Origin of the sequence: Streptomyces sp. NPDC057900, from assembly GCF_042887885.1 — a bacterium.
In the GTDB taxonomy this organism is placed as follows: domain Bacteria; phylum Actinomycetota; class Actinomycetes; order Streptomycetales; family Streptomycetaceae; genus Streptomyces.
Genome location: NZ_JBHVOI010000005.1, coordinates 458,774 through 482,276, shown reverse-complemented (window position 1 = coordinate 482,276; position 23,503 = coordinate 458,774). Strand labels below are relative to the sequence as shown.

Here is a 23,503-nt window from a genome sequence, read left to right as displayed (position 1 = left end):
CTGGGGCACCGTAGCAACCGGGGCGCGAGATGAGAACACCTGGTGTGCTCCGCGCCCCTGTTCGCCGTCGCGGCACCACAGCGGACAGCCCCTCCGCCGGGTTACGGCGGAGGGGCTGTCGTGGTCCTGGTACGTCCGGGTCAGGCGCCCGCTTCGGTCCCGGTCCCGGTCTCGGTCCCGGCCCCGGTCCCGCATTCGGAACCGGTTCCCGTACCGGTCTCCGCCCCGGTCCCTGTCCCGCCGTCTGTCGCCGCTTCGACCGTCAGCTCGATGTCGACGGTCGCGCCGCCCTCGGTGGTGAGGCGCAGCTTGTACGTGCCCGCGGTGTCACCGGCGTGGATCTTCGAGAGGACGAGGTTGCCGTCGGCGTCGGTGGTCAGGTCCGTCAGGGTGCGGACCTGCTTGCCGTCCTTCTCCTCGAAGTACGGGCCCTTGTCGTTCTCGACCGGCTTCTTGTCGTCGGTGATCATGGTGGCGGTGACGGCGACGCCATGGGCGGCCGCCTTCTTGTACATCGCCTTGAACGCGATGTCGTCGAAGGTGCCGCCGGCCTCGACGGTCAGCTTCTCCGTGCCGGTCCTGGCGATCGTGTCGGCCTGCCGGGCGGTGACCTTCGCGGTGTAGCTCACGGCGGGCAGCGAGGTGCCGGTGGCCGTCGCGCGCACGGCGAAGTCGCCGGTCTTCCCGCCCGCCTTCAGCACCGGTGCGGTGACCGTGCCGTCGGCGCCGGTGGTGAGGATGACGGTGCGCTTCCCGCCGGTGAACGCGGCGTCCGTGTCACCGGTGACGGCGAAGGTCACGGACACCTTGGCGAGCGGGCCGCCCGAGCCGTTCAGCGCCCGCACCTTGATCCGCTCGGTGAAGGCGTCGCCCGCCATGGCGGTCAGCGGGCCGGTGCCCGCGTTCTTCACCCCGGCGAGCGTCTGGGACGGCGTGGGGTCCGGCGTCGGCGGCGGGGACGACGGCTCGCCGGTCGGACCGCCCGGGTCTGACGGGGAGGGACTGGGCTTCGAAGGCGGCTTCGGGGTCGCAGAGCCGTGCGGCGAGGGCGACGGTGACGGCGTGGGCGACGTCGTGGCGCCGGGGTACCCGGAGGACGGGTTCCGGTCCGTGCCGCTGCCGAGGCCGGAGGGCAGTACGCCGCTGCCGTCCGGAACCTCGTGGGTGCCGCGCTTGTAGTACTCGAACCAGGAGCGGACGGTGCGCAGGTACTCGTCCGAGTGGTTGTAACTCAGGACCGCCTGGTCCAGGTTGGTCGCGAGCGACAGGTCGCGGGAGCCGGCGCAGAGGTAGCGTCCGGCGGCGAGGGCCGCGTCGTAGATGTTGTTGGGGTCCTTGCGGCCGTCGCCGTTGCCGTCCTGGCCCCAGGTCTCCCAGGTGGACGGGATGAACTGCATCGGGCCGACCGCGCGGTCGTGCGTCGAGTCCCCGTCGTAGGCACCGTTGTCGGTGTCCTTGATCAGGGCGAAGCCCTGGCCGTTGAGGGCCGGGCCGAGGATCGGGGAGAGCGTGGTGCCCTGCGCGTCGACGCGGCCGCCGCGGGCCTGGCCGGACTCGACCTTGCCGATCGCGGCGAGGAGCTGCCACGGCAGCCGGCAGGCGGCGTCCGTGGCCGCGACGGTCTGCTGGGTCTTCTTGTACGCCGCCAGGATCGACGCCGGTATGCCCGATTCCGCACTGCCCGTGACCGGCAGGTCGACGGAAGTACCGGGCTTGTCCGGCGTGTTCAGCGGCGGCAGGTCCGTGAAGTAGGGCGAGTTGCCGGAGGCGGCGCTGTCGTCCGACGGCGTCGCGCCCGCGGCCGGCTGGTCGTCCTCGGACGCGACCAGGGGCGAACCGGGGCCCTGCGAGGCGGAAAGCGCGGCGACGGCGGCGGCGGCCACAGCAGTGGTGGTCGCCCCTCTGCGCAGTCGGCGACCGAATTGCACTGCCATAACGTGTGGGCCCTCCCCGTCGTCGGCGTCCGCGCTCCCCTGCGCCTGGACTCAGGCGACCCTACGGCAAGTTGTGCCGCCCGAACACAGCGGCCTTACCGCTTCTCACCGGTTTCTCACGTTCCGGATCACCAGGTGTACAGGGGGCGGCACTCCGGTGACGGCGGCTCACCCATACTTCCACCATGCCGTTCACCCTCAGCCATGCCGCGGCCGTCCTGCCGGGGCTCCGCCGCGACGGAACGGGGCGCGGGCCGCTCGTCGCCGCCGCGCTCGTCGCCGGTTCGTTCGCCCCCGACATCACGTACTACGCGGACAGCGCCATTCCGGGCGCCATGGAGTTCGGGGAGGTCACCCACGCGGTGTGGGGGGTGTTCACGGTCGATGTCCTGATCACCGCGGCGACCGTCGCGCTGTGGCTGCTGCTGCGCGAACCGCTGGTGGCGCTGGTGCCGAGGGGGCATCAGGGGCGGGTGTACGCACTGGTACGGGGAGCCCGGCGGGGGCCCGGTCAGGGGCCGTGGGGGGTCCGGGACGGTGTGTGGTTCGTGGCCTCCGCGGTCATCGGCGCCGCTACGCACGTGGTCTGGGACGCGTTCACCCACCACGACCGGTGGGGGGTGCGGCTGGTGCCGGTGCTCGGCCGGGACGCGGGCGGATACCCGGTGTTCCAGCTGGTGCAGTACGGGACTTCGGCTGTGGCGCTGACCGTGCTCACCTGGTTCGCGGTCACCGCGCTGCGGCGCGCCGGCGGGCAGCCCGCGCCCGCGTCCGTACCGGTGCTGGGCCGACGGGCGCGGTGGTGCGCGGCCGGATTCATCGGCCTGTGCGTGGTGCTGGGCACCGTTCACCGGTGCGCGCGCTGGTACGCGTACTTCGGGCACATCGACACCCCGCTCGACATCATCCCGACCGCGTGCTTCGGCGCGGGCGCCGGACTCGCACTGGGGCTGGTGCTCTACGGGGTGTGGATGCGGCTCCCGGGGCGCGGCGGCCCCGGGGCACCGCCGCTCCCCGTCGCCGGACGGGCCCGGGGTACGAGCCCGTCCGACGGCTGAGGCCCAGGCCCTTCGCGGCCCCCGGCCGTCAGTGCGCCGCGGATTCCCAGTCCGTGCCGACACCGACCGACACGTCGAGCGGCGCCCGCAGCCGCACCGCGGTCGACATCTCGTGGCGCAGGATCTCCTCGACCTGTTCCCGCTCGCCCGCGGCGATCTCCAGCACGATTTCGTCATGTACCTGGAGGAGCATCCGGGAGGTCAGCTCCGCCTCGGTGAGCGCCTTGTCGACCTTGAGCATCGCGACCTTGACGATGTCCGCCGCCGTGCCCTGGATCGGTGCGTTCAGTGCCATCCGCTCGGCCGTCTCCCGGCGCTGGCGGTTGTCGCTGTTCAGGTCCGGCAGGTAGCGGCGGCGGCCGAAGACCGTCTCCGTGTATCCGGTGGCGCGGGCCTCCTCCACCACCCGGTGCAGGTAGTCGCGGACCCCGCCGAACCGCTCGAAGTAGGTGTCCATCAGGCCCCGGGCCTCGCCCGCCTCGATGTTCAGCTGCTGGGAGAGGCCGAACGCGGAGAGACCGTAGGCCAGCCCGTAGCTCATGGCCTTGATCTTGCGCCGCATCTCCGGGTCGACGGCCGACTTCTCGACGCCGAAGACCTGCGAGGCGACCGTGGTGTGCAGGTCCTCCCCGGAGGTGAACGCCTCGATCAGGCCCGCGTCCTCGGAGAGGTGGGCCATCACCCGCAGTTCGATCTGGCTGTAGTCCGCCGTCATCAGCGTCTCGAAGCCCTCGCCGACGACGAAGCCGCGACGGATCGCCCGGCCCTCGTCCGTCCGGACGGGGATGTTCTGGAGATTCGGGTCGGTGGAGGAAAGCCGGCCGGTCGCCGCGACCGTCTGGTTGAACGTGGTGTGGATCCGGCCGTCCGCCCCGATCGTCTTGACCAGGCCCTCGACCGTCACCCGGAGCTTGGCCTGCTCGCGGTGGCGCAGCATGATGACGGGCAGCTCGTGCTCCGTCTGCGCCGCCAGCCACGCCAGCGCGTCGGCGTCCGTGGTGAAACCGGTCTTCGTCTTCTTCGTCTTCGGCAGGCCCAGCTCACCGAACAGCACTTCCTGGAGCTGCTTGGGCGAGCCGAGGTTGAACTCCCGGCCCACCGCCGCGTGCGCCTCCTTCACCGCCTGCTGCACGGCGCCCGCGAACTGCTGCTCCATGCCCTCCAGATGGGCCCGGTCGGCCGCGATGCCGTGCCGCTCAAGGCGGGCCAGCAGGATGGACGTCGGCAGCTCCATGTCGTGGAGCAGTTCGGCGGCGCCCACCTCGCCCAGCCGGGTGGTGAACGCGTCCCCGAGATCCAGGACCGCGCGGGCCTGCGCCATCAGCGCGTCGGCCTCCGCCCGGTCGTCCGCGCCGAAGGCCAGCTGGCCGTCGGAGGCGGCCGCCGGGGCGAGCTCGCGCCCCAGGTACTCCACCGCGAGGGCGTCCAGCGCGAAGGAACGCCGGCCGGGCTTGACCAGATAGGCGGCGAGCGCGGTGTCCATCGAGACGCCCTCGATCCGCCAGCCGTGCTCCGGGAAGACCCGCATGGCGCTCTTGGCGTTGTGCATGACCTTGGGGCGGGCCGGGTCCGCGATCCAGGACGCGAACGCCTGCTCGTCGGCCTCGTCCAGCTGCGTGGGGTCGAACCAGGCGGCGGCCCCGCCCGCCGCGGCGAGCGCGATCTCGGTGACCGTGCCGCTGCCGAGCGCCCAGGTGTCGACCGTCGCGACGCCGAGCGGCTGCCCGCCGTGCTCGGCCAGCCACGGGGCGACCTCGCCCGCGCCCAGCACCGCGCCGTCCAGCTCGACGCCCGCGGCGGGCGCCGGCGCCTCGTCCTCCGTCTTGCCCGGGTCCACCGCGAGCAGCCGCTCACGCAGGCTCGGGTTGCGGATCTCCAGCACGTCCAGCACCCCGGTGACCGCGGTGCGGTCGTAGGGGGCACGCTCCAGATCGCCGGGGGTCTTCGGCAGCGCGACGTCCCGGACCATCTCGGTCAGCCGCCGGTTCAGCCGCACCGCGTCCAGGTGGTCGCGGAAATTCTGCCCGGCCTTGCCCTTGACCTCCTCGGCCCGCTCCACCAGCTCGTCGAACGAACCGAACTGGTTGATCCACTTCGCGGCCGTCTTCTCACCGACCCCGGGGATACCCGGAAGGTTGTCCGACGGGTCACCGCGCAGCGCCGCGAAATCCGGGTACTGCTGGGGGGTGAGCCCGTACTTCTCCTCGACCTTCGCCGGGGTGAACCGGGTCAGCTCGGAGACGCCCTTCGTCGGGTACAGCACCGTGACGTTGTCCGTGATCAGCTGGAACGAGTCCCGGTCACCGGTGACGATCAGCACTTCGAAGCCCGCCGCCTCCGCCTGGGTGGCCAGCGTGGCGATCACATCGTCCGCCTCGAAGCCGTCGACCGCGAAACGGTCGGCGCGCATCGCGTCGAGCAGCTCCCCGATCAGCTCGACCTGCCCCTTGAACTCGTCCGGCGTCTTCGACCGGTTCGCCTTGTACTCGGGGAACTCCTGCGCACGCCAGGTCTTGCGGGACACGTCGAACGCCACCGCGAAATGCGTGGGCGCCTCGTCACGCAGCGTGTTCGCCAGCATCGAGGCGAAGCCGTACACCGCGTTCGTCGGCTGCCCCGCCCCGGTCGTGAAATTCTCCGCGGGCAGAGCGAAGAACGCCCGGTACGCCAGGGAGTGCCCGTCCATGAGGAGCAGGCGCGGTCGGTTGTCTGCCGTCTTCTTCGATGCCGTCTCAGCCACACCCCGATCCTGCCACGGACCACTGACAATCCGGACCGGCGACCGCCCCGGGCCGCCCGCGGGGCCGCTCGCCGGGCCGGCCCGCCGCGCCACGTGCCAGGATCGGTGGAGCAGGAAACACGCAAGGAAACACGTACAGCGGACCCCTCCCGGTCCGCAGCCGGCTCAAAGGGGAATGACGATGGCCACCAAGCCGCCCGCAGGTGATCCGGTCCAGGACGCGCCGCAGGTCGAACCGGCCAAACACGCCGCCGCCGGGCTGCCCGCCGTCGCCCACAGCCTGCGCATCGCCCAGCAGCAGATGGGGGTCCGCCGCACCGCGCGGACCCTCCTCAAGGTCAACCAGAAGGACGGCTTCGACTGCCCGGGCTGTGCCTGGCCCGAGGGCGACAAGCGGCACACCGCCGAGTTCTGCGAGAACGGCGCCAAGGCCGTCGCGGAGGAGGCGACGCTGCGCCGGGTCACCCCGGACTTCTTCGCCGCCCACCCCGTCTCCGACCTCGCCACCCGCAGCGGCTACTGGCTCGGCCAGCAGGGACGCATCACCCAGCCCGTGTACCTGCCGGAAGGGGCCGACCACTACCAGGCCGTGACCTGGGAGCGCGCCTTCGCCATCATCGCCGAAGAGCTCAACGCCCTCGGCTCCCCCGACGAGGCCCTCTTCTACACCTCCGGACGCACCAGCAACGAGGCCGCGTTCCTGCTCCAGCTGTTCGCCCGCGAGTTCGGCACCAACAACCTGCCCGACTGCTCCAACATGTGCCACGAGTCGTCCGGCTCCGCGCTCACGGAGACCATCGGCGTCGGCAAGGGCTCCGTCTCCCTGGAGGACCTGCACCACGCCGACCTGATCATCGTCGCCGGACAGAACCCCGGCACCAACCACCCCCGGATGCTCTCCGCCCTGGAGAAGGCCAAATCCGCCGGTGCGAAGATCATCTCGGTGAACCCGCTGCCGGAAGCCGGTCTCGAACGGTTCAAGAACCCCCAGACCCCCCTCGGCATGGTCAAGGGAGCCGCTCTCAACGACCTCTTCCTCCAGATCCGCATCGGCGGCGACCAGGCCCTCTTCCGGCTGCTCAACAAGCTGATCCTGCAGACCGAGGGCGCGGTCGACGAGACCTTCGTCGCGGAACACACCCACGGCTACGAGGCGTTCGCGGAGGCCGCCGCGGATGCCGACTGGGACGAGACGCTCACCGCCACCGGCCTCGACCGCGCCGCCATCGAAGAGGCCCTCGCGATGGTCCTCGCCTCCGAGCGCACCATCGTGTGCTGGGCCATGGGCCTGACCCAGCACAAGCACTCCGTGCCGACCATCCGCGAAGTCGTCAACTTCCTTCTCCTGCGCGGCAACATCGGCCGCACCGGCGCCGGTGTCTGCCCCGTGCGCGGCCACTCCAACGTCCAGGGCGACCGCACCATGGGCATCTTCGAACGGCCCGCCCCCGCCTTCCTCGACGCCCTCGACAAGGAATTCGGCATCACCTCACCGCGCCACCACGGCTACGACGTGGTCCGCTCCATCCAGGCCCTGCGCGACGGCGACGCCAAGGTCTTCTTCGCCATGGGCGGCAACTTCGTCGCCGCCACCCCCGACACCGACGTCACAGAGGCCGCCATGCGCAGCGCCCGCCTCACCGTGCACGTCTCCACCAAGGTCAACCGCTCCCACGCCGTCACCGGTGCCCGCGCCCTGATCCTGCCCACGCTGGGCCGCACCGACAAGGACGTCCAGGCAGGCGGCAAGCAGTTCGTCACCGTCGAGGACTCCATGAGCATGGTGCACGCCTCCCGGGGGAACCTCACCCCCGCCAGTCCCCATCTGCTCTCCGAACCCGCCATCGTCGCCCGCCTCGCCCGCGCCGTCCTCGGGCCCGCCTCCGCCACGCCGTGGGAGGAGTTCGAGAAGGACTACGGAACGATCCGCGACCGCATCTCCCGCGTCGTCCCCGGCTTCGAGAACTTCAACGCACGCGTCGCCCACCCCGGCGGATTCACCCTCCCGCACGGCCCCCGCGACTCCCGCCGCTTCCCCACCGCCACCGGGAAGGCCAACTTCACCGCCGCCCCCGTGGAGTTCCCCGAACTCCCCGAGGGACGGCTGCTGTTGCAGACCCTGCGCTCCCACGACCAGTACAACACCACCATCTACGGCCTGGACGACCGTTACCGAGGCATCAAGGGCGGCCGCCGCGTCGTCCTCGTCAACCCCGACGACGCCGCCGCCCTCGGCCTCACCGACGGCGCGTACGCCGACCTCGTCAGCGAGTGGAAGGACGGAACCGAACGGCGCGCCCCCGGCTTCCGCGTCGTCCACTACCCCACCGCCCGCGGCTGCGCCGCCGCCTACTACCCCGAGACGAACGTCCTGGTCCCCCTCGGCTCCACCGCCGACACCAGCAACACCCCCGCCAGCAAATCCGTCGTGATCCGCTTCGAGAACGTCCGCTGACGCCCCGGGCCGGGCCTCACCGCACAGGCGCACTAAGCGCCCGCTCAGCCGTCTGATAAGAACAGACAGGAACAACGGACACCAGACGCAGCAGCGCACCACCGCAGAGAGACGGAGCCGGCCCATGGGCGAGCACACCACACCCAAGTTCCCCCAGGAGATCATCGACGAGTACGCCGCCCTCGGCGTCGACCTCCCCGCCCTGTTCTCCGCCGGACACCTCGGCGAACGCATGGGCGTGCGGATCGTCGAGGCCGCCGCGGACCGCGTCGTCGGCACCATGCCCGTCGAGGGCAACACCCAGCCCTACGGGCTCCTGCACGGCGGCGCCTCCGCCGTCCTCGCCGAGACCCTCGGCTCCGTCGGCGCCATGCTGCACGGCGGCGCCACCAAACTCGCCGTCGGCGTCGACCTGAACTGCACCCACCACCGAGGGGCGCGCAGCGGCCTCGTCACCGGTGTCGCCACCCCCGTACACCGCGGCCGCACCACCGCCACGTACGAGATCGTCATCACGGACGAGCACGACAAGCGTGTCTGCACCGCCCGCCTCACCTGCCTCCTGCGTGACGTACCGAAGGACGCACCGCAGGGCGCGCCGACGGGTGAGGCCGCCTGACCGCCCGACACCCTTCGCACCCCACTGCCCGGCCGGACCGCAAACCGGCCGGGCAGCGTCATATCCCCCCACAACCACCGCCCCACGCACCGCAATTGGCCGACCGCACCGGTCAACACCCTTGACCGCGGACCCCGTTCTGTGGCCCACTCAGCAGCCACGCCCGCCCGCGCACTCGCCACCCCGCGTCGACCACATACCCCTCCGACGTAACACTGCGTAACATCCGCGCAATGTTCACCCGCCCCGACGCAGCCCGAGGAACCCGGCCCCGCAGGCGCCGGGCACTTTCGCGCGCGCCGACGCGCCCTCCCGCACCCCCAACACGCGACAGCAGCAAGATCGGTTCAAGCCCCTTAGCAGAGCTGCGCGTTCTCAGAATGCGGTCACTTCACGGTCCAGTAAAAAGCCGTACATGTCGGCACAGCCACCTCAAGCCTTCCTCAAAGGCATAACAAGACAGTCACATCATTCGGCTGACCCATCCCCGACCCCCGCCCCTGCCCTTAGAGTCACCGCCAGTCACCGCGCCGCCGGGCGCGACTACGGCACGGCCCTGTACCAACCAGTACGGCCCGGCGAACGACACGGCACCTCAAGCAGAGGAGGCCGCGCCAGGGAAAGGACTTTTCGTGCGACACCGTTCTTTGCTCATCCTCACCACAGTGCTCACCACAGGAGCACTGACACTCACCGCCTGCGGGTCGCGCGACGACGACAAGAAGAGCAGCGACAGCGGCGGCACCCAGACCGTCGTCATCGGCGTCGACGCACCCATCACCGGTGACCTCTCCGCGCTCGGCCTCGGCATCAAGAACTCCGCCGACCTCGCCGCCAAGACGGCGAACAAGGCCAAGACCGTCCCCGGCATCAACTTCGTCGTCAAGCCCCTCGACGACCAGGCCCAGCCGTCCGTCGGCCAGCAGAACGCCCAGAAGTTCATCGACGACGACACCGTCCTCGGCGTCGTCGGCCCCCTGAACTCCGGCGTCTCCCAGTCGATGCAGAAGCCGCTCAACGACGCCAGCCTCACCCAGGTCTCCCCCGCCAACACGGGCACCGAACTGACCCAGGGCGAGAACTGGAAGACCGGCGACAAGAAGCGCCCCTTCAAGACCTTCTTCCGTACCGCCACCACGGACCAGATCCAGGGCGCCTTCGCGGCGAAGTACCTGTACAACAACGCGAAGATCAAGCAGGTCTACCTGATCGACGACCAGAAGCCCTACGGCGCCGGTCTCGCGGCCTCCTTCAAGGCGACGTTCACCAAGCTCGGCGGCAAGATCGCCGGCGCGGACCACGTCAACCCCGACGACCGCGACTTCAACGCCGTCGTCACCAAGGTCAAGAAGTCCGGCGCCAAGGCGGTCTACTACGGCGGTGAGTACCCCGCCGGCGCACCCCTGAGCCAGCAGCTCAAGGACAGCGTCAAGATCCCCCTCATGGGCGGCGACGGCATGTACAGCGCCGACTTCATCAAGCTCAACAAGAAGGCCCAGGGCGACATCGCCACCTCCGTCGGCAAGCCCGTCGAGGAGCTCGACTCCGCCAAGGACTTCATCGCGAACTACAAGACGGCCGGGTACAAGGACGCCTACGAGGCCTACGGCGGCGGCACCTACGACGCCACCTGGTCCATCATCGAGGCCGTCAAGATCGCCGTCGCCGACAACGACGGCAAGCTCCCCGACGACGCCCGCGAGAAGGTCCTCGCCGCCATGGACAAGGTCAAGTTCGACGGCGTCACCGGCCCCGTCTCGTTCGACGAGTTCGGCGACACCACGAACACCATGATGACCGCCTACCAGGTCGACGGCGGGAAGTGGGTCTCCAAGCTCAGCGAGGTCTACAAGCCGTAACCAGCTCCCCGGTCACCACTGACTGACACCAGACCGCGCGGGAGCGCCAAGAGCGCTCCCGCGCGGTGCCATATCCGAACCACTCCACGGAGGCCCTGCGGTGCACGAACTGCCGCAACAGCTGGCCAATGGACTCATCCTCGGCGCGATGTACGGTCTCATCGCGATCGGTTACACGATGGTCTACGGAATCATCCAGCTCATCAACTTCGCCCACGGCGAGATCTTCATGATCGGAGGCTTCGGGGCCCTCACCGTCTACCTCTGGATGCCGGCCGGCGCCAACCTCCTCGCAATCATCCCCCTCATGATCATCGGCGGCGTCATCTGCTCCGTCGCCATCAGCGCCGCCGCCGAACGCTTCGCCTACCGGCCCCTGCGCAACGCACCACGACTGGCCCCGCTCATCACGGCCATCGGGCTCTCCCTCGCCCTCCAGCAGGCCATCTGGAAGTGGTACCCGGACGCCAAGAAGGACCGTTCCTTCCCGCAGTTCAAGGGTGACGCCCTCGACATCTTCGGCGCCCACATCCAGCGCGGCGACCTCTTCGTCCTGATCAGCGCACCCGTCTGCATGATCGCCCTCGGCCTCTTCGTCTCCAAGACCCGCGCGGGCCGCGGCATGCAGGCCACCAGCCAGGACCCCGACACCGCCAAGCTCATGGGCATCAACACCGACCGCATCATCGTCATGGCCTTCGCCATCGGTGCCGCGTTCGCCGCCGTCGCCGCCGTCGCCTACGGGCTCAAGAACGGCCAGATCGGCTTCAAAATGGGCTTCATCATGGGCCTCAAAGCCTTCACCGCGGCCGTGCTCGGCGGAATCGGCAACATCTACGGCGCCATGCTCGGCGGCGTCGTACTCGGCATCGCCGAATCACTCGCCACCGGCTACATGAGCGACGTTCCCGGCATGGAACTCTTCGGCGGCGGCGCCTGGAAGGACGTATGGGCCTTCGTCCTCCTCATCATCGTCCTGCTGCTCCGTCCCCAGGGCCTGCTCGGCGAACGCGTCGCGGATCGGGCGTGATACGGATGACCACCAACACCACCACCACGCCCCCCGCCTCCGCCCTGATCCCGATGCCCGCCCCCGCGGCCCGCATCGCCACCACGGCAGGCGCGGCCGTAGCCCTCGTGGGCACCTTCGTCGCCTGGACCTGGACCGACCAGTTCCCCGGCGACCTCACCGTCACCGGCTACCCCGGCGGCCTCCAGGTCCTCACCCTCATCGGCGCCGCGCTCACCCTGCTCCTCGCCCTCTCCGGGTACGGCGTCCGCGGCCTCGGCTGGCTCACCCCGGGCGGCACCAACAGCCCCGTACGCCTCCTGGCACTCGGGACCTTCGGCACCACCGCCTACACCATCGGCGCCATCACCTACGACCTCGGCGGCGTCGTCAACCTCGAACCCGGCGCCTGGGTCAGCGGCATCGGCTCACTCATCGCCGTCGTCGCCGCCCACGGGCTCCCCGCCGACCAGCCACTCCCCGACACCGGAAACCCGGACGCCGGCTGGCAGCGCTTCCGCAACGGCCTCGCCGCACCGTCCGCCCGCCGCGCCGCACCCCTGCCCGCCTGGGCCGAGATCCTCATCATCGCCGTCACCTTCGGTATCGGCCTCTACGTCTTCGCCTACGGCGTCGACACCGACTACACCGAACTCTTCATCGGCTTCCTCATCACCGCCGCCTTCGCCTTCACCGCGCTGAACCGCGCCGGACTCATCTCCCGGATCACCGCGCTGACCTCGAAGCACCGCAACATCACCCTCACCGCCGCCCTCGTCGCAGCCGTCTGCTTCCCCTTCACCCAGCAGAAAGAGGAATACGCGCTCATCGGCGCCAACATCCTCATCTTCGCGACCGTGGCACTCGGCCTGAACGTCGTCGTCGGCCTCGCCGGCCTCCTCGACCTCGGCTACGTCGCCTTCCTCGGCGTCGGCGCCTACGCCGCCGCCCTGGTCTCCGGCTCCACCATGTCGGCCATCGGCGTCGAGTTCCCCTTCTGGGCCGCCGTCCTCACCGGCGCGGGAGCCTCACTGATCTTCGGCGTCCTCATCGGCGCCCCCACCCTGCGACTACGCGGCGACTACCTCGCCATCGTCACGCTCGGCTTCGGTGAGATCTTCCGCCTCACCGTGAACAACCTCAACGGCAACAGCGGCCCCGACCTCACCAACGGCTCCCAGGGCATCCCGAGCATCCCCGACCTGAACCTCTTCGGGATCGACTTCGGGCTCAAGCACGACATCGGCGGCTTCACCCTCGGCAGGTCGGCCAACTACTACCTGCTCATGCTCGTCTTCACCGCCGTCGTCGTCCTCGTCTTCCGCCGCTCCGGGGAATCCCGCATCGGCCGCGCCTGGGTCGCCATCCGCGAGGACGAGACAGCGGCCACCGCCATGGGCATCAACGCCTTCCGGCTCAAGCTGCTCGCCTTCGCCCTCGGCGCCACCCTCGCCGGACTCGCCGGGACCGTACAGTCGCACGTCAACTACACGGTCACGCCCGAGCAGTACCAGTTCGCCGGCTCCGTGCCCCCGAACTCCGCGTTCCTCCTCGCCGCCGTCATCCTCGGCGGCATGGGAACGCTCAGCGGACCCCTCGTCGGCGCCGCACTGCTCTACCTCATCCCGGCCAAGCTCCAGTTCATGCAGGACTACCAGCTCTTCCTCTTCGGCATCGCACTCATCCTCCTGATGCGCCTGCGCCCCGAAGGACTGGTCGCCGACCGCAGGAAGCAGCTCGAATTCCACGAGACCGACCAGCTCGACGTACCGGAACCGCGGAAGTCCGACGACGTCGACGCCGGCATCGCCAAGGCGGGGGCGTGACCACCATGACCACCACCACGAAGACCGGCACCCCCGTGCTCGACGCCAGCGGCGTCACCATGCGGTTCGGCGGCCTCACCGCCGTCCACAACGTCGACCTCACCGTCAACGCGGGTGAGATCGTCGGCCTCATCGGCCCCAACGGCGCCGGAAAGACCACCTTCTTCAACTGCCTCACCGGCCTGTACGTCCCCACCGAGGGCAAGGTCAGCTACAAGGGCACCGTCCTGCCGCCCAAGCCCCACCTCGTCACCCAGGCAGGCATCGCCCGCACCTTCCAGAACATCCGGCTCTTCGCCAACATGACCGTCCTGGAGAACGTCCTCGTAGGACGCCACACCAGGACCAAGGAAGGCCTCTGGTCCGCCCTCCTGCGCCTCCCCGGCTTCACCAAGGCCGAGAACGCCAGCCGGGAACGCGCCATGGAACTCCTGGAGTTCATCGGCCTCCAGGACAAGGCCGACCACCTCGCGCGCAACCTCCCCTACGGAGACCAGCGCAAGCTGGAGATCGCCCGCGCGCTGGCCAGCGACCCCGGTCTCCTCCTCCTGGACGAGCCCACCGCCGGCATGAACCCGCAGGAGACCCGGGTCACCGAAGAGCTCATCTTCGCCATCCGCGACCAGGGCATCGCCGTACTCGTCATCGAGCACGACATGCGCTTCATCTTCAACCTCTGCGACCGCGTCACCGTGCTCGTCCAGGGCGAGAAGCTCGTCGAAGGCACCTCGGACGTTGTCCAGAGCGACGAACGCGTCGTCGCCGCCTACCTCGGCACCCCCTTCGAAGGCGCCCCCGGCGCCGAGGAGATCGCCGAGGTCGAAGCCGCGGAGGCCGCCAAGACGACCGTGACCACCACCGAGAGCACCAGCACCACCAGCAGCACCGAGGAGGAGGACACCCGATGACCGCACTGCTAGAGGTCGAGGACCTCCGCGTCGCCTACGGCAAGATCGAAGCCGTCAAGGGCATCTCCTTCAGCGTCGAGGCCGGCCAGGTCGTCACCCTGATCGGCACCAACGGTGCGGGCAAGACCACCACCCTGCGCACCCTCTCCGGACTGCTCAAGCCGCTCGACGGCCGCGTCCTGTTCGAGGGCAAGCCGCTGACCGGCATCCCCGCCCACAAGATCGTCGCCCTTGGCCTCGCCCACTCCCCCGAGGGCCGCCACATCTTCCCCCGGCTGACGATCACCGAGAACCTCCAGCTCGGCGCCTACCTCCGCAACGACAGGGCGGGCATCGAGAAGGACATCCAGCGCGCCTACGACCTCTTCCCCATCCTCGGGGAACGCAGAAAGCAGGCCGCCGGCACCCTCTCGGGCGGCGAACAGCAGATGCTCGCCATGGGCAGGGCCCTGATGTGCCAGCCCAAGCTCCTGATGCTCGACGAGCCCTCCATGGGCCTCTCCCCGATCATGATGCAGAAGATCATGGAGACCATCGTCGAGCTCAAGTCCCAGGGCACCACGATCCTGCTCGTCGAGCAGAACGCCCAGGCCGCGCTCTCCCTGGCCGACCAGGGCCACGTCATGGAGGTCGGCAAGATCGTCCTCTCCGGCACCGGCTCCGACCTGCTCCACGACGAGTCGGTCCGCAAGGCCTACCTCGGCGAGGACTGAGCCCGTACGCACATGGAGAAGGCCCGCGCCCCGGACTGCATCCGGGGCGCGGGCCTTCTCCGTACCGTACGGAGCTACTCGGCCGCCTTCTTCTTCTCCTCGGCCTTCTTCTCCTCCGCGTCCTCGATCAACGCCTCGGCCAGCTGCTGCATCGACAGCCGCCGGTCCATCGACGTCTTCTGGATCCAGCGGAACGCGGCGGGCTCGGAGAGCCCGTAGTCCGTCTGCAGAATGCTCTTCGCCCGGTCCACCAGCTTCCGGGTCTCCAGCCGCTGCGACAGGTCGGCGACCTCGCCCTCCAGCGCCTTCAGCTCCGCGAACCGCGACACCGCCATCTCGATGGCCGGCACGACGTCGCTCTTGCTGAACGGCTTCACCAGATACGCCATCGCCCCGGCGTCCCGGGCCCGCTCCACGAGGTCGCGCTGCGAGAACGCGGTGAGCATCAGGACCGGCGCGATGGACTCCTCCGCGATCTTCTCGGCGGCGGAGATCCCGTCGAGGACGGGCATCTTCACATCGAGGATGACCAGGTCCGGCTTGTGCTCCCGGGCCAGCTCGACAGCCTGCTGCCCGTCCCCGGCCTCACCGACGACGGAGTACCCCTCTTCCTCCAGCATCTCTTTCAGATCGAGGCGGATGAGCGCCTCGTCCTCAGCGATGACGACGCGGGTCGTCAGCGGCGGGACGTGCGACTTGTCGTCGTCGGACGCGTCTACGGGCTGGGGCGACTCGGGGGTGGTCACGGGGCTCCTTGGTCAGGGCATATGGCTCTCCATGAGCCTACCTAGCTACGGTATGGTGTCACTACGCAGGGCGCTCTTCGCCCTTCCTTTCTAAGGCCCCAGTACTCCAACTGGTTAGAGAGGCGGCTCTCAAACAGCCGAAAGTGTGGGTTCGAATCCCACCTGGGGCACTTTTCCTTCGTTTCCAAGGCCGGATCGCTTTCGCGCGACCCTCCGCGCTGGGCCCCCCTACTTCGGGCTGTCGTCCTCACCGATGTGATGCACCCGCACCAGGTTCGTCGAACCCGCGACGCCGGGCGGGGAACCGGCCGTGATGACCACGACGTCGCCCTTCCGGCAGCGGCCGATCTTCAGCAGCTCCTCGTCGACCTGGGCGACCATCGCGTCCGTCGAGTCCACGTGCGGGCCCAGGAACGTCTCCACGCCCCAGGTGAGGTTCAGCTGCGAGCGGGTGGCCGGGTCCGGGGTGAAGGCCAGGAGCGGGATGGGTGAGCGGTAGCGGGAGAGGCGCTTGACCGTGTCGCCGCTCTGGGTGAAGGCCACCAGGAACTTCGCGCCGAGGAAGTCGCCCATCTCCGCCGCCGCGCGGGCGACCGCGCCGCCCTGGGTGCGGGGCTTGTTGCGGTCGGTGAGCGGCGGCAGGCCCTTGGCGAGGATGTCCTCCTCCGCCGCTTCGACGATGCGGGACATCGTGCGGACCGTCTCGATGGGGTATTTGCCGACGCTCGTCTCGCCGGAGAGCATCACCGCGTCGGTGCCGTCGATGACGGCGTTGGCGACGTCGGAGGCCTCGGCGCGGGTGGGGCGGGAGTTGTCGATCATCGAGTCGAGCATCTGGGTGGCGACGATGACCGGCTTGGCGTTGCGCTTGGCGAGCTTGATGGCGCGCTTCTGGACGATCGGCACCTGCTCCAGGGGCATTTCGACGCCGAGGTCGCCGCGGGCGACCATGATGCCGTCGAAGGCGGCGACGATGTCGTCGATGTTCTCGACGGCCTGCGGCTTCTCGACCTTGGCGATGACGGGGAGGCGGCGGCCCTCCTCGTCCATGACGCGGTGGACGGGTTCGATGTCGCGTCCGCTGCGTACGAAGGAGAGGGCGATGACGTCCGCGCCGGTGCGCAGGGCCCAGCGGAGGTCGTCGATGTCCTTCTCGGAGAGGGCGGGGACGGAGACGGCGACGCCGGGGAGGTTGAGTCCCTTGTGGTCGGAGACCATGCCGCCCTCGATGACGGTGGTGTGGACGCGGGGTCCGTCGACTCCGGTGACTTCGAGGGTGACGCGTCCGTCGTCGATGAGGATGCGTTCGCCGGGGGTGACGTCGGTGTTGAGGCCTTCGTAGGTGGTGCCGCAGGTGTGGCGGTCACCTTCCATGGGTTCGACGGTGATGGTGAAGTCGTCGCCGCGTTCAAGGAGTACGGGTCCTTCGCGGAAGCGTCCGAGGCGGATCTTCGGGCCTTGAAGGTCTGCGAGGATTCCGACGCTGCGTCCGGCTTCGTCGGATGCTTTGCGTACTCGGTGGTAGCGCTCTTCGTGTTCGGCGTAGGTGCCGTGGCTGAGGTTGAGGCGGGCGATATCCATGCCCGCCTCGACCAGGGCCTTGATCTGCTCATATGTGTCGGTGGCGGGTCCCAGGGTGCAAACGATTTTCGCTCGGCGCATGGTTTGAGCCTAAACCTTACCTACGGGTAGGAAATTGGCTCCGCATGACTGCCCAACATCCTTTGGGTGAAGGCTTTTTGACAAGTGTTGAATTGTGCGGCGGGGTGCTCGGATGAGCATTCCGTTCAGAGGTTCGGCGGGGTCATGATGAAGCGGGCGTTCACCTGGGCGCGGACCGTCTGGCGTTGCGGTTCCAGGTCGAGTGCGGGGGCGGCTTCGGCCGGTGCGCCGGCGAATCCGCGGGGGGCGCCGTAGCCGCCGGGGGCCGGGGGCAGGGCGGGGGCGGCGTTCTCGGCGCCGAGGTCGGCGAGTTCGACGAGGGCGGCCAGCTGGGCGCCGACGGCGTCGGCGTATTCGCGGGCGCGCTGGACGGCTTCGCGTACGGCTTGGCGGCGGGCCTCACCGTGCGCGGGCGAGTTGGGGCGCAGGGCCCACCAGGGGCCGTCGATACGGGTCATGTCGAGGTCCGCGACGCGGGTGGTGAATTCACCGAGGGCGGTGAAGTCGCCGAGTACGGCGGTGATGTGGACGCGTCCGTGGTAGGCGCGGATCTTCTCGTCGCGGCCGCGCTGGGTGAGTTCAGGGGTGATGGAGAAGGCGCCGGTTTCGAGTTTCTCGACGGCCTCCCCGTAGGTGCGGGCGAGTTCGAGGACGGTGGTGTTGCGCCGGGTGAGGTCTTCGAGGGCGGCACGGCGGTCTTTTCCCCGGGCACTGACGGTGATGCCGACGCGGGCGATCTCCGGGTCGATCTCCAGCCGGGCCTCGCCCCGGACGGCGAGGCGGGGGTGGTCGGGGGTGCCGTAGGGGTACGGAGTCTCGGTCATGGGTCCACTGTCGCACTCGGGTACGACAGCCGGTGGTCATCGAAACGAAACCTGCGGGGGGTGTTGCCGGGTGTGGTGCGTGGGTGATTATCTACGCGCGTTGTGCACGCGAGTGCGGGATCTACGCGCGTTGTGCGGCGAGAGTGCCGGGCACGGACAGAACTGAGATGTGGGAGACGAGATGCCGCTGAACCGAAGGACGTTCCTGGGCACATCGGCCGCGGCCGGTGCCGGTGCCGCGATCGTGGGCGCCGGAGCTGTTCCTGCCGAGGCACACGGTCACGGGCATGGACACGGACATGGTCATGGGCGTCCGCAGAAGCGGTACTCGTTCACCGTGATGGGCACGACGGATCTGCACGGGAACGTCTTCAACTGGGACTACTTCACGGACCAGGAGTTCGACGACGCGGCCCACAACGACGTCGGGCTGGCGAAGATCTCGACGCTGGTGGAGCAGGTGCGGCGGGAGAAGGGCCGTCACAACACCCTGATGATCGACGCGGGCGACACGATCCAGGGCACGCAGTTGTCGTACTACTACGCGAGGATCGACCCGATCACGGCGAAGCGTGGTCCGGTGCATCCGATGGCGCAGGCGATGAACGCGATCGGTTATGACGCGGCGGCGCTGGGGAACCACGAGTTCAATTACGGCATTCCGGTGCTGCGCAAGTTCGAGGAGCAGTGCGACTTCCCGCTGCTGGGTGCGAACGCGCTGGACGCGAAGACGCTGAAGCCGGCGTTCGCACCGTATGTGATCAAGAAGCTGCGTACCCCGCACGGCCGGGATGTGAAGGTGGCGATCCTGGGGCTGACGAATCCGGGGGTCGCGATCTGGGACAAGGTGAACGTCGGCGGCAAGCTGGTGTTCCCGGGGCTGGAGGAGCAGGCGGCGAAGTTCGTGCCCCGGCTGCGGTCCATGGGCGCGGATGTGGTGATCGTGTCGGCGCATTCGGGGAACAGTGGGACGTCTTCGTACGGGGATCAGATTCCGTACGTGGAGAACGCCGCGGGTCTGGTGGCGGAGCAGGTGCCGGGGATCGACGCGATTCTGGTGGGTCACGCGCATCTGGAGATCCCCGAGTACTTCGTGGAGAACAAGAAGACCGGAAAGAAGGTCGTGCTGTCCGAGCCGTTGAAGTGGGGTCAGCGGCTGACGCTGTTCGACTTCGATCTGGTGTGGGAGAAGGGCCGCTGGGTGGTCGAGAAGGCCGGTTCGCAGGTGCTCAACTCCAACACGGCGGCGGAGGACCGGAAGATCACGAAGCTGCTGGCGGACGAGCACAAGAAGGTGATCGCGTACGTCAACCAGGTGATCGGCACGTCGGCCGCGACGATGACGACGGCTGAGGCGGCGTGGAAGGACGAGCCGATCATCGACCTGATCAACGTGGTCCAGGCGGAGACGGTGAAGGAGGCGCTGGCGGGTGGCGAGTACGCCTCGCTGCCGGTGCTGTCGCAGGCGTCGTGCTTCTCGCGTACGGCGCGGATTCCGGCCGGGCAGGTGACGATCAGGGACGCCGCAGGTCTGTACACGTTCGAGAACACGCTTGAGGCGCGGTTGATGACGGGCGCGCAGATCAAGGACTACCTGGAGTTCTCCGCGCGGTATTACGTGCAGACGGCGGCCGGCGCTCCGGTGGATCCGGCGAAGCTGACGAACGCGGACAACACGCCGGACTACAACTATGACGCGGTGTCGGGTCTGACGTACGAGATCGACATCGCGAAGCCGAGCGGTTCGCGGATCGTCGGTCTCTCCTTCGAGGGCAAGGCGATCGATCCGGCGGCGCAGTTCGTGCTGGCGGTGAACAACTACCGGGCGAGTGGCGGGGGTAACTTCCCGCACGTCGCGGCGGCGAAGCAGCTGTGGGCGAACTCGGAGGAGATCCGCAACACGATCATCGCGTGGGTGCAGGCGAAGGGTTCGGTGGACAGCTCGGAGTTCGCTTCGGTGGACTGGCGGCTGACGCGGGACGGTACGCCGGTGTTCTAGTTCCTCTGGTTCCGCGGTGGGGCGGCCGTCTCCTTTCCTTGTGGGGGGAGCGGCCGCTCTTCTGTGTGCCGGGGTGGGGCGGGGGTGTCAGTTGCTCTGGACGAGGGGGGTGAGGGTGGGGGCCTGAGTGGGGACGTTCGGGGTGTGGGGGGTGAGGCCGAAGGTGGTGAAGGCGGTGCGCTGCGGCAGGTGGTAGGCGGTGGTGCCGGTGAGGTCGTTGAGGATGGTGGCGCTGCGCCATGCGGCGAGGCCGAGGTCGGGGGCGCCGACGCCGTGGGTGTGGCGTTCGGCGTTCTGTACGTAGATGTTGCCGGTGATGGCGGGGTCCAGTTCGAGGCGGAACTGCTCGTCGATGCGGGGGCGGCCGGAGCTGTCCCGGCGCAGACGGGTGCGGAGGCCGTCGAGCATCTGGTCGAGGGGGCGTTCGCGGTAGCCGGTGGCGAGGACGACGGCGTCGGTGGTGAGGCGCGAGCGGGTGCCCTGCTGGGTGTGTTCGAGGTGGAGTTCGACGCGGGTGGTGGCGACGCGGCCCGCGGTGCGAACGAAGACGCCGGGGGTGAGGGTGGCGTCGGGCCAGCCGCCGTGGAGGGTGCGGCGGTAGAGCTCCTCGTGGATGGCGGTGATGGTGTCGTGGTCGATGCCCTTGTGGAGTTGCCATTGGTCGGGGACGAGTTCGTCGCGTACGGGCTCGGGGAGGGCGTGGAAGTAGCGGGTGTAGTCGGGGGTGAAGTGTTCGAGGCCGAGTTTGGAGTACTCCATGGGCGCGAAGGCGGGGGTACGGGCGAGCCAGTGGAGTTTCTCGTGTCCGGCGGGGCGGGCGCGCAGGAGGTCGAGGAAGATCTCGGCGCCGGACTGGCCCGAGCCGATGACGGTGATGTGTTCGGCGTTGAGGAGTTGTTCGCGGTGGTGCAGGTAGTCGGCGGAGTGGATGACGGGGACTGATCCGGCTTCGGCGAGGGGCTTGAGGGGTTCGGGGATGTGGGGTTCGGTACCGACGCCGAGGGCGATGTTGCGGGTGTGGGCGCGGCCGAGGGCTTCGGCTTCGCCTTGGTCGTCGAGTTGGGTGAAGTCGACCTCGAAGACGGCGCGTTCGGTGTTCCAGCGGATGGCGTCGACCTGGTGGCCGAAGTGGAGGCCGGGGAGCTGTTCGGTGACCCAGCGGCAGTAGGCGTCGTACTCGGCGCGTTGGATGTGGAAGCGCTCGGCGAAGTAGAAGGGGAAGAGCCGGTCGCGGGTGCGTAGGTAGTTGAGGAAGGTCCAGGGGCTGGTGGGGTCCGCGAGGGTGACGAGGTCTGCGAGGAAGGGGACCTGGAGGCTGGCGCCGTCGATGAGGAGGCCGGGGTGCCAGTGGAAGGCGGGGCGCTGTTCGTAGAAGGTGGCGGCGAGGGGGCGGGGGGCGCCGGGTACGCCGTGGGCGAGGGCGGCGAGGGAGAGGTTGAAGGGGCCGATGCCGATGCCGACGAGGTCGTGGGGCTGGTCGGTCTCGGGCGCGGGCCGGTCGGGCCTGGGTGGCCGGGCTGTCATCGGGGGGTGCTGCCTTCCGTGGTCTCTGCGGTCTCTGAGATCTCTGCGGTTGCCGCGGTCTCCGAGATCTCAGTGGTCTCTGAGATCTCAGTGGTCTCTGAGATCTCCGTGGCGAGGTGGGTGACGAGGTCGAGCAGTCTGCGCAGGTCGTGGGTGGTGGTGTGGGGGTTGAGGAGGGTGGCTTTGAACCAGAGGCGGCCGTGGGCGTGGGTGCGGCCGAGTACGGCGTGGCCACGGGTGAGGAGGGTGCGCCGGATGGTGGCGACGGTGTGGTCGGTGGCGTCGGTGGGGCGGAAGAGGACGGTGGAGATGGTGGGGCGGTCGTAGAGGTCGAGGGTGGGCGTCTTGGTGATGAGGTCGGCGAGGTGGTGGGCGGCGGCGCAGGTGCGGTCGATGAGATCGGCCAGTCCGGCGCGGCCGAGGGCCCGGAGGGTGACGGCGATCTTGAGTGCGTCGGGTCGACGGGTGGTGCGCAGGGAGCGGCCCAGGAGGTCGGGCAGGCCGGCTTCGGTGTCGTCGTCGGCGTTGAGGTAGGGGGCGTGGTGGTGGAGGGCGTCGAGGTCTTGGTGGTCCGGGACGGCGAGGATGCCCGCTGAGGCGGGTTGCCAGCCGAGTTTGTGCAGGTCGAGGGTGACGCTGTGGGCACGGTCGAGCCCGTGGACCTTGTTGCGGTGGGTGGGGCTGAAGAGGAGGGGTCCGCCGTAGGCGGCGTCGATGTGGAGTTCGGCGCCGTGGGCGGTGCAGAGGGCCGCGATCTCGGCGAGGGGGTCGATCTGGCCGGTGTCGGTGGTACCCGCGGTGGCGGTGACGAGGACGGGGGCGCCGGGCCGCTCGCGGAGGCGGGTGAGGGTCTCGTCGAGGGCGGTGAGGTCCATGACGCCGGTGGGGGCCGGGATGGTGAGGGGGGCGGGGAGGCCGAGGAGCCAGGCGGCGCGGGCGATGCTGTGGTGGGCGTTGGCGCCGCTGACGGTCCGGACGGGGCCGTGGCGTTCGCGGGCGAGGAGCAGCGCGAGCTGGTTGGCTTCGGTGCCGCCGGTGGTGACGAGGGCGTCGGGTGCGGTGCGGTGGGGGTAGACCTCGGCGGCGAGCGCGGTGGTGAGGTCGGCTTCGAGGGCGGAGGCGGCGGGGGCCTGGTCCCAGGAGTCCATGGAGGGGTTGAGGGCCGAGGCGGCGAGGTCGGCTGCCGCGGCGAGGGCGAGGGGCGGAGTGTGGAGGTGTGCCGCGCAGAGGGGGTCCGCGGGGTCCGCCGCGCCTTCGGTGAGGGCGGTGATGAGGGTGGCGAGCGCGTGGTGGGCGCCGGTGCCCCGGTCGGGGATCAAGGGGTGCAGGGCGGTGCGCAGTTGGGGGGTGACGGTGTCGGGGCCGCCTGCGGGGAGGGGGCCGTCGCGTCGGCGGGCGCCGTCGTGGAGTGCGGTGAGCACGGTGTCGATGAGGGGGCGCAGAGCGGCGGGGCCGGTGGTGCCTCCGGCGAGGGGCGGGGTGGGCATGGAGGTGGTGGCCCTTCGGAGCGCATGGGTGGACATCCCAGCTTGTCCGGTTTTTGGGTGGCGTGGCCGGTGAGCGCGGTGATCTGAACTCGAAAGGGGGATGGGTGCGCGAGGGGGCGGGGTGGCGGCGGTTGGGGTGG

The 23,503-nt window shown here is 69.5% G+C and carries 16 protein-coding genes and 1 tRNA gene; 10 read left to right on the top strand and 7 right to left on the bottom strand.

Annotated features, from left to right (window positions below; translation table 11 throughout):
- Window positions 1-140: 140 nt before the first annotated feature.
- Window positions 141-1,934 (bottom strand): lytic murein transglycosylase, encoded by a 1,794-nt coding sequence (locus ACFVQ0_RS22395; RefSeq protein ID WP_390090559.1) that lies wholly within the window; start codon window positions 1,932-1,934, stop codon window positions 141-143.
- A gap of 185 nt (window positions 1,935-2,119) precedes the next feature.
- Between ACFVQ0_RS22395 and ACFVQ0_RS22390 the strand changes: the two genes are divergently transcribed.
- Window positions 2,120-2,992 carry a DUF4184 family protein gene (locus ACFVQ0_RS22390; protein WP_390090557.1) on the top strand — a complete coding sequence of 291 codons (873 nt, stop codon included), beginning with the start codon at window positions 2,120-2,122 and terminating at the stop codon, window positions 2,990-2,992.
- Between the two features lie 28 nt (window positions 2,993-3,020).
- Here the strand turns inward: ACFVQ0_RS22390 and polA are convergent, their stop codons facing one another.
- Entirely contained in the window at window positions 3,021-5,732 is a 2,712-nt protein-coding gene (gene polA, locus ACFVQ0_RS22385) for a DNA polymerase I (protein ID WP_390090555.1), read from the bottom strand.
- Between the two features lie 181 nt (window positions 5,733-5,913).
- Between polA and ACFVQ0_RS22380 the strand changes: the two genes are divergently transcribed.
- The 7 genes from ACFVQ0_RS22380 (at window position 5,914) to ACFVQ0_RS22350 (ending at window position 15,121) form a co-directional block, all read left to right on the top strand.
- Window positions 5,914-8,187, top strand: a complete 2,274-nt coding sequence (locus tag ACFVQ0_RS22380) for an FdhF/YdeP family oxidoreductase (RefSeq protein WP_390090552.1) — start codon at window positions 5,914-5,916, stop codon at window positions 8,185-8,187.
- Window positions 8,188-8,311: 124 nt separating this feature from the next.
- The gene (locus ACFVQ0_RS22375; protein ID WP_390090550.1) at window positions 8,312-8,806 is read left to right on the top strand and encodes a PaaI family thioesterase; all 495 of its coding nucleotides are present in this window, start codon (window positions 8,312-8,314) and stop codon (window positions 8,804-8,806) included.
- 647 nt (window positions 8,807-9,453) lie between these two features.
- Window positions 9,454-10,665, top strand: a complete 1,212-nt coding sequence (locus ACFVQ0_RS22370) for a branched-chain amino acid ABC transporter substrate-binding protein (protein WP_390090771.1) — start codon at window positions 9,454-9,456, stop codon at window positions 10,663-10,665.
- Between the two features lie 100 nt (window positions 10,666-10,765).
- Complete coding sequence (locus tag ACFVQ0_RS22365) at window positions 10,766-11,695, top strand: branched-chain amino acid ABC transporter permease (RefSeq protein ID WP_024492782.1); 930 nt, start codon at window positions 10,766-10,768, stop codon at window positions 11,693-11,695.
- A 5-nt stretch (window positions 11,696-11,700) separates the two neighbouring features.
- A complete protein-coding gene (locus ACFVQ0_RS22360; protein ID WP_390090548.1) occupies window positions 11,701-13,500 on the top strand; it encodes a branched-chain amino acid ABC transporter permease in 1,800 nt (599 codons plus the stop codon).
- 5 nt (window positions 13,501-13,505) lie between these two features.
- Window positions 13,506-14,408 (top strand): ABC transporter ATP-binding protein, encoded by a 903-nt coding sequence (locus ACFVQ0_RS22355; protein ID WP_390090769.1) that lies wholly within the window; start codon window positions 13,506-13,508, stop codon window positions 14,406-14,408.
- Window positions 14,405-15,121 (top strand): ABC transporter ATP-binding protein, encoded by a 717-nt coding sequence (locus ACFVQ0_RS22350; protein WP_311306274.1) that lies wholly within the window; start codon window positions 14,405-14,407, stop codon window positions 15,119-15,121. Before ACFVQ0_RS22355 ends, ACFVQ0_RS22350 begins: the two co-directional genes overlap by 4 nt.
- A gap of 74 nt (window positions 15,122-15,195) precedes the next feature.
- Here the strand turns inward: ACFVQ0_RS22350 and ACFVQ0_RS22345 are convergent, their stop codons facing one another.
- Window positions 15,196-15,867 carry an ANTAR domain-containing response regulator gene (locus tag ACFVQ0_RS22345; RefSeq protein ID WP_390090545.1) on the bottom strand — a complete coding sequence of 224 codons (672 nt, stop codon included), beginning with the start codon at window positions 15,865-15,867 and terminating at the stop codon, window positions 15,196-15,198.
- A 95-nt stretch (window positions 15,868-15,962) separates the two neighbouring features.
- Between ACFVQ0_RS22345 and ACFVQ0_RS22340 the strand changes: the two genes are divergently transcribed.
- Window positions 15,963-16,037: transfer RNA gene (locus ACFVQ0_RS22340), tRNA-Leu, on the top strand.
- Window positions 16,038-16,095: 58 nt separating this feature from the next.
- Here the strand turns inward: ACFVQ0_RS22340 and pyk are convergent.
- The gene (gene pyk, locus ACFVQ0_RS22335) at window positions 16,096-17,529 is read right to left on the bottom strand and encodes a pyruvate kinase (protein WP_390090543.1); all 1,434 of its coding nucleotides are present in this window, start codon (window positions 17,527-17,529) and stop codon (window positions 16,096-16,098) included.
- Between the two features lie 125 nt (window positions 17,530-17,654).
- Entirely contained in the window at window positions 17,655-18,353 is a 699-nt protein-coding gene (locus ACFVQ0_RS22330) for an SIMPL domain-containing protein (protein ID WP_390090541.1), read from the bottom strand.
- Window positions 18,354-18,534: 181 nt separating this feature from the next.
- Between ACFVQ0_RS22330 and ACFVQ0_RS22325 the strand changes: the two genes are divergently transcribed.
- Window positions 18,535-20,352, top strand: coding sequence for a bifunctional metallophosphatase/5'-nucleotidase (locus tag ACFVQ0_RS22325; RefSeq protein WP_390090539.1), 1,818 nt, complete (start codon window positions 18,535-18,537; stop codon window positions 20,350-20,352).
- Window positions 20,353-20,439: 87 nt separating this feature from the next.
- Here ACFVQ0_RS22325 and ACFVQ0_RS22320 read toward each other — a convergent pair whose 3' ends face one another.
- Both ACFVQ0_RS22320 and ACFVQ0_RS22315 read right to left on the bottom strand, forming a co-directional pair.
- On the bottom strand, window positions 20,440-21,876 hold the full coding sequence (locus tag ACFVQ0_RS22320) for a lysine N(6)-hydroxylase/L-ornithine N(5)-oxygenase family protein (protein WP_390090537.1): 1,437 nt from the start codon (window positions 21,874-21,876) through the stop codon (window positions 20,440-20,442).
- Window positions 21,873-23,363 (bottom strand): pyridoxal phosphate-dependent decarboxylase family protein, encoded by a 1,491-nt coding sequence (locus ACFVQ0_RS22315; protein WP_390090535.1) that lies wholly within the window; start codon window positions 23,361-23,363, stop codon window positions 21,873-21,875. The genes ACFVQ0_RS22320 and ACFVQ0_RS22315 overlap by 4 nt, the downstream gene beginning before the upstream one ends.
- Between the last annotated feature and the right edge of the window lie 140 nt (window positions 23,364-23,503).

Excerpts from the sequence above, each read along its gene's own strand:
- ACFVQ0_RS22395 (WP_390090559.1), bottom strand. The coding sequence starts at position 1,934 with ATGGCAGTGCAATTCGGTCGCCGACTGCGCAGAGGGGCGACCACCACT.
- ACFVQ0_RS22390 (WP_390090557.1), top strand. The coding sequence starts at position 2,120 with ATGCCGTTCACCCTCAGCCATGCCGCGGCCGTCCTGCCGGGGCTCCGC.
- ACFVQ0_RS22380 (WP_390090552.1), top strand. The coding sequence starts at position 5,914 with ATGGCCACCAAGCCGCCCGCAGGTGATCCGGTCCAGGACGCGCCGCAG.
- ACFVQ0_RS22375 (WP_390090550.1), top strand. The coding sequence starts at position 8,312 with ATGGGCGAGCACACCACACCCAAGTTCCCCCAGGAGATCATCGACGAG.
- ACFVQ0_RS22360 (WP_390090548.1), top strand. The coding sequence starts at position 11,701 with ATGACCACCAACACCACCACCACGCCCCCCGCCTCCGCCCTGATCCCG.
- ACFVQ0_RS22355 (WP_390090769.1), top strand. The coding sequence starts at position 13,506 with ATGACCACCACCACGAAGACCGGCACCCCCGTGCTCGACGCCAGCGGC.
- ACFVQ0_RS22350 (WP_311306274.1), top strand. The coding sequence starts at position 14,405 with ATGACCGCACTGCTAGAGGTCGAGGACCTCCGCGTCGCCTACGGCAAG.
- pyk (WP_390090543.1), bottom strand. The coding sequence starts at position 17,529 with ATGCGCCGAGCGAAAATCGTTTGCACCCTGGGACCCGCCACCGACACA.
- ACFVQ0_RS22330 (WP_390090541.1), bottom strand. The coding sequence starts at position 18,353 with ATGACCGAGACTCCGTACCCCTACGGCACCCCCGACCACCCCCGCCTC.
- ACFVQ0_RS22325 (WP_390090539.1), top strand. The coding sequence starts at position 18,535 with ATGCCGCTGAACCGAAGGACGTTCCTGGGCACATCGGCCGCGGCCGGT.
- ACFVQ0_RS22320 (WP_390090537.1), bottom strand. The coding sequence starts at position 21,876 with ATGACAGCCCGGCCACCCAGGCCCGACCGGCCCGCGCCCGAGACCGAC.
- ACFVQ0_RS22315 (WP_390090535.1), bottom strand. The coding sequence starts at position 23,363 with ATGCCCACCCCGCCCCTCGCCGGAGGCACCACCGGCCCCGCCGCTCTG.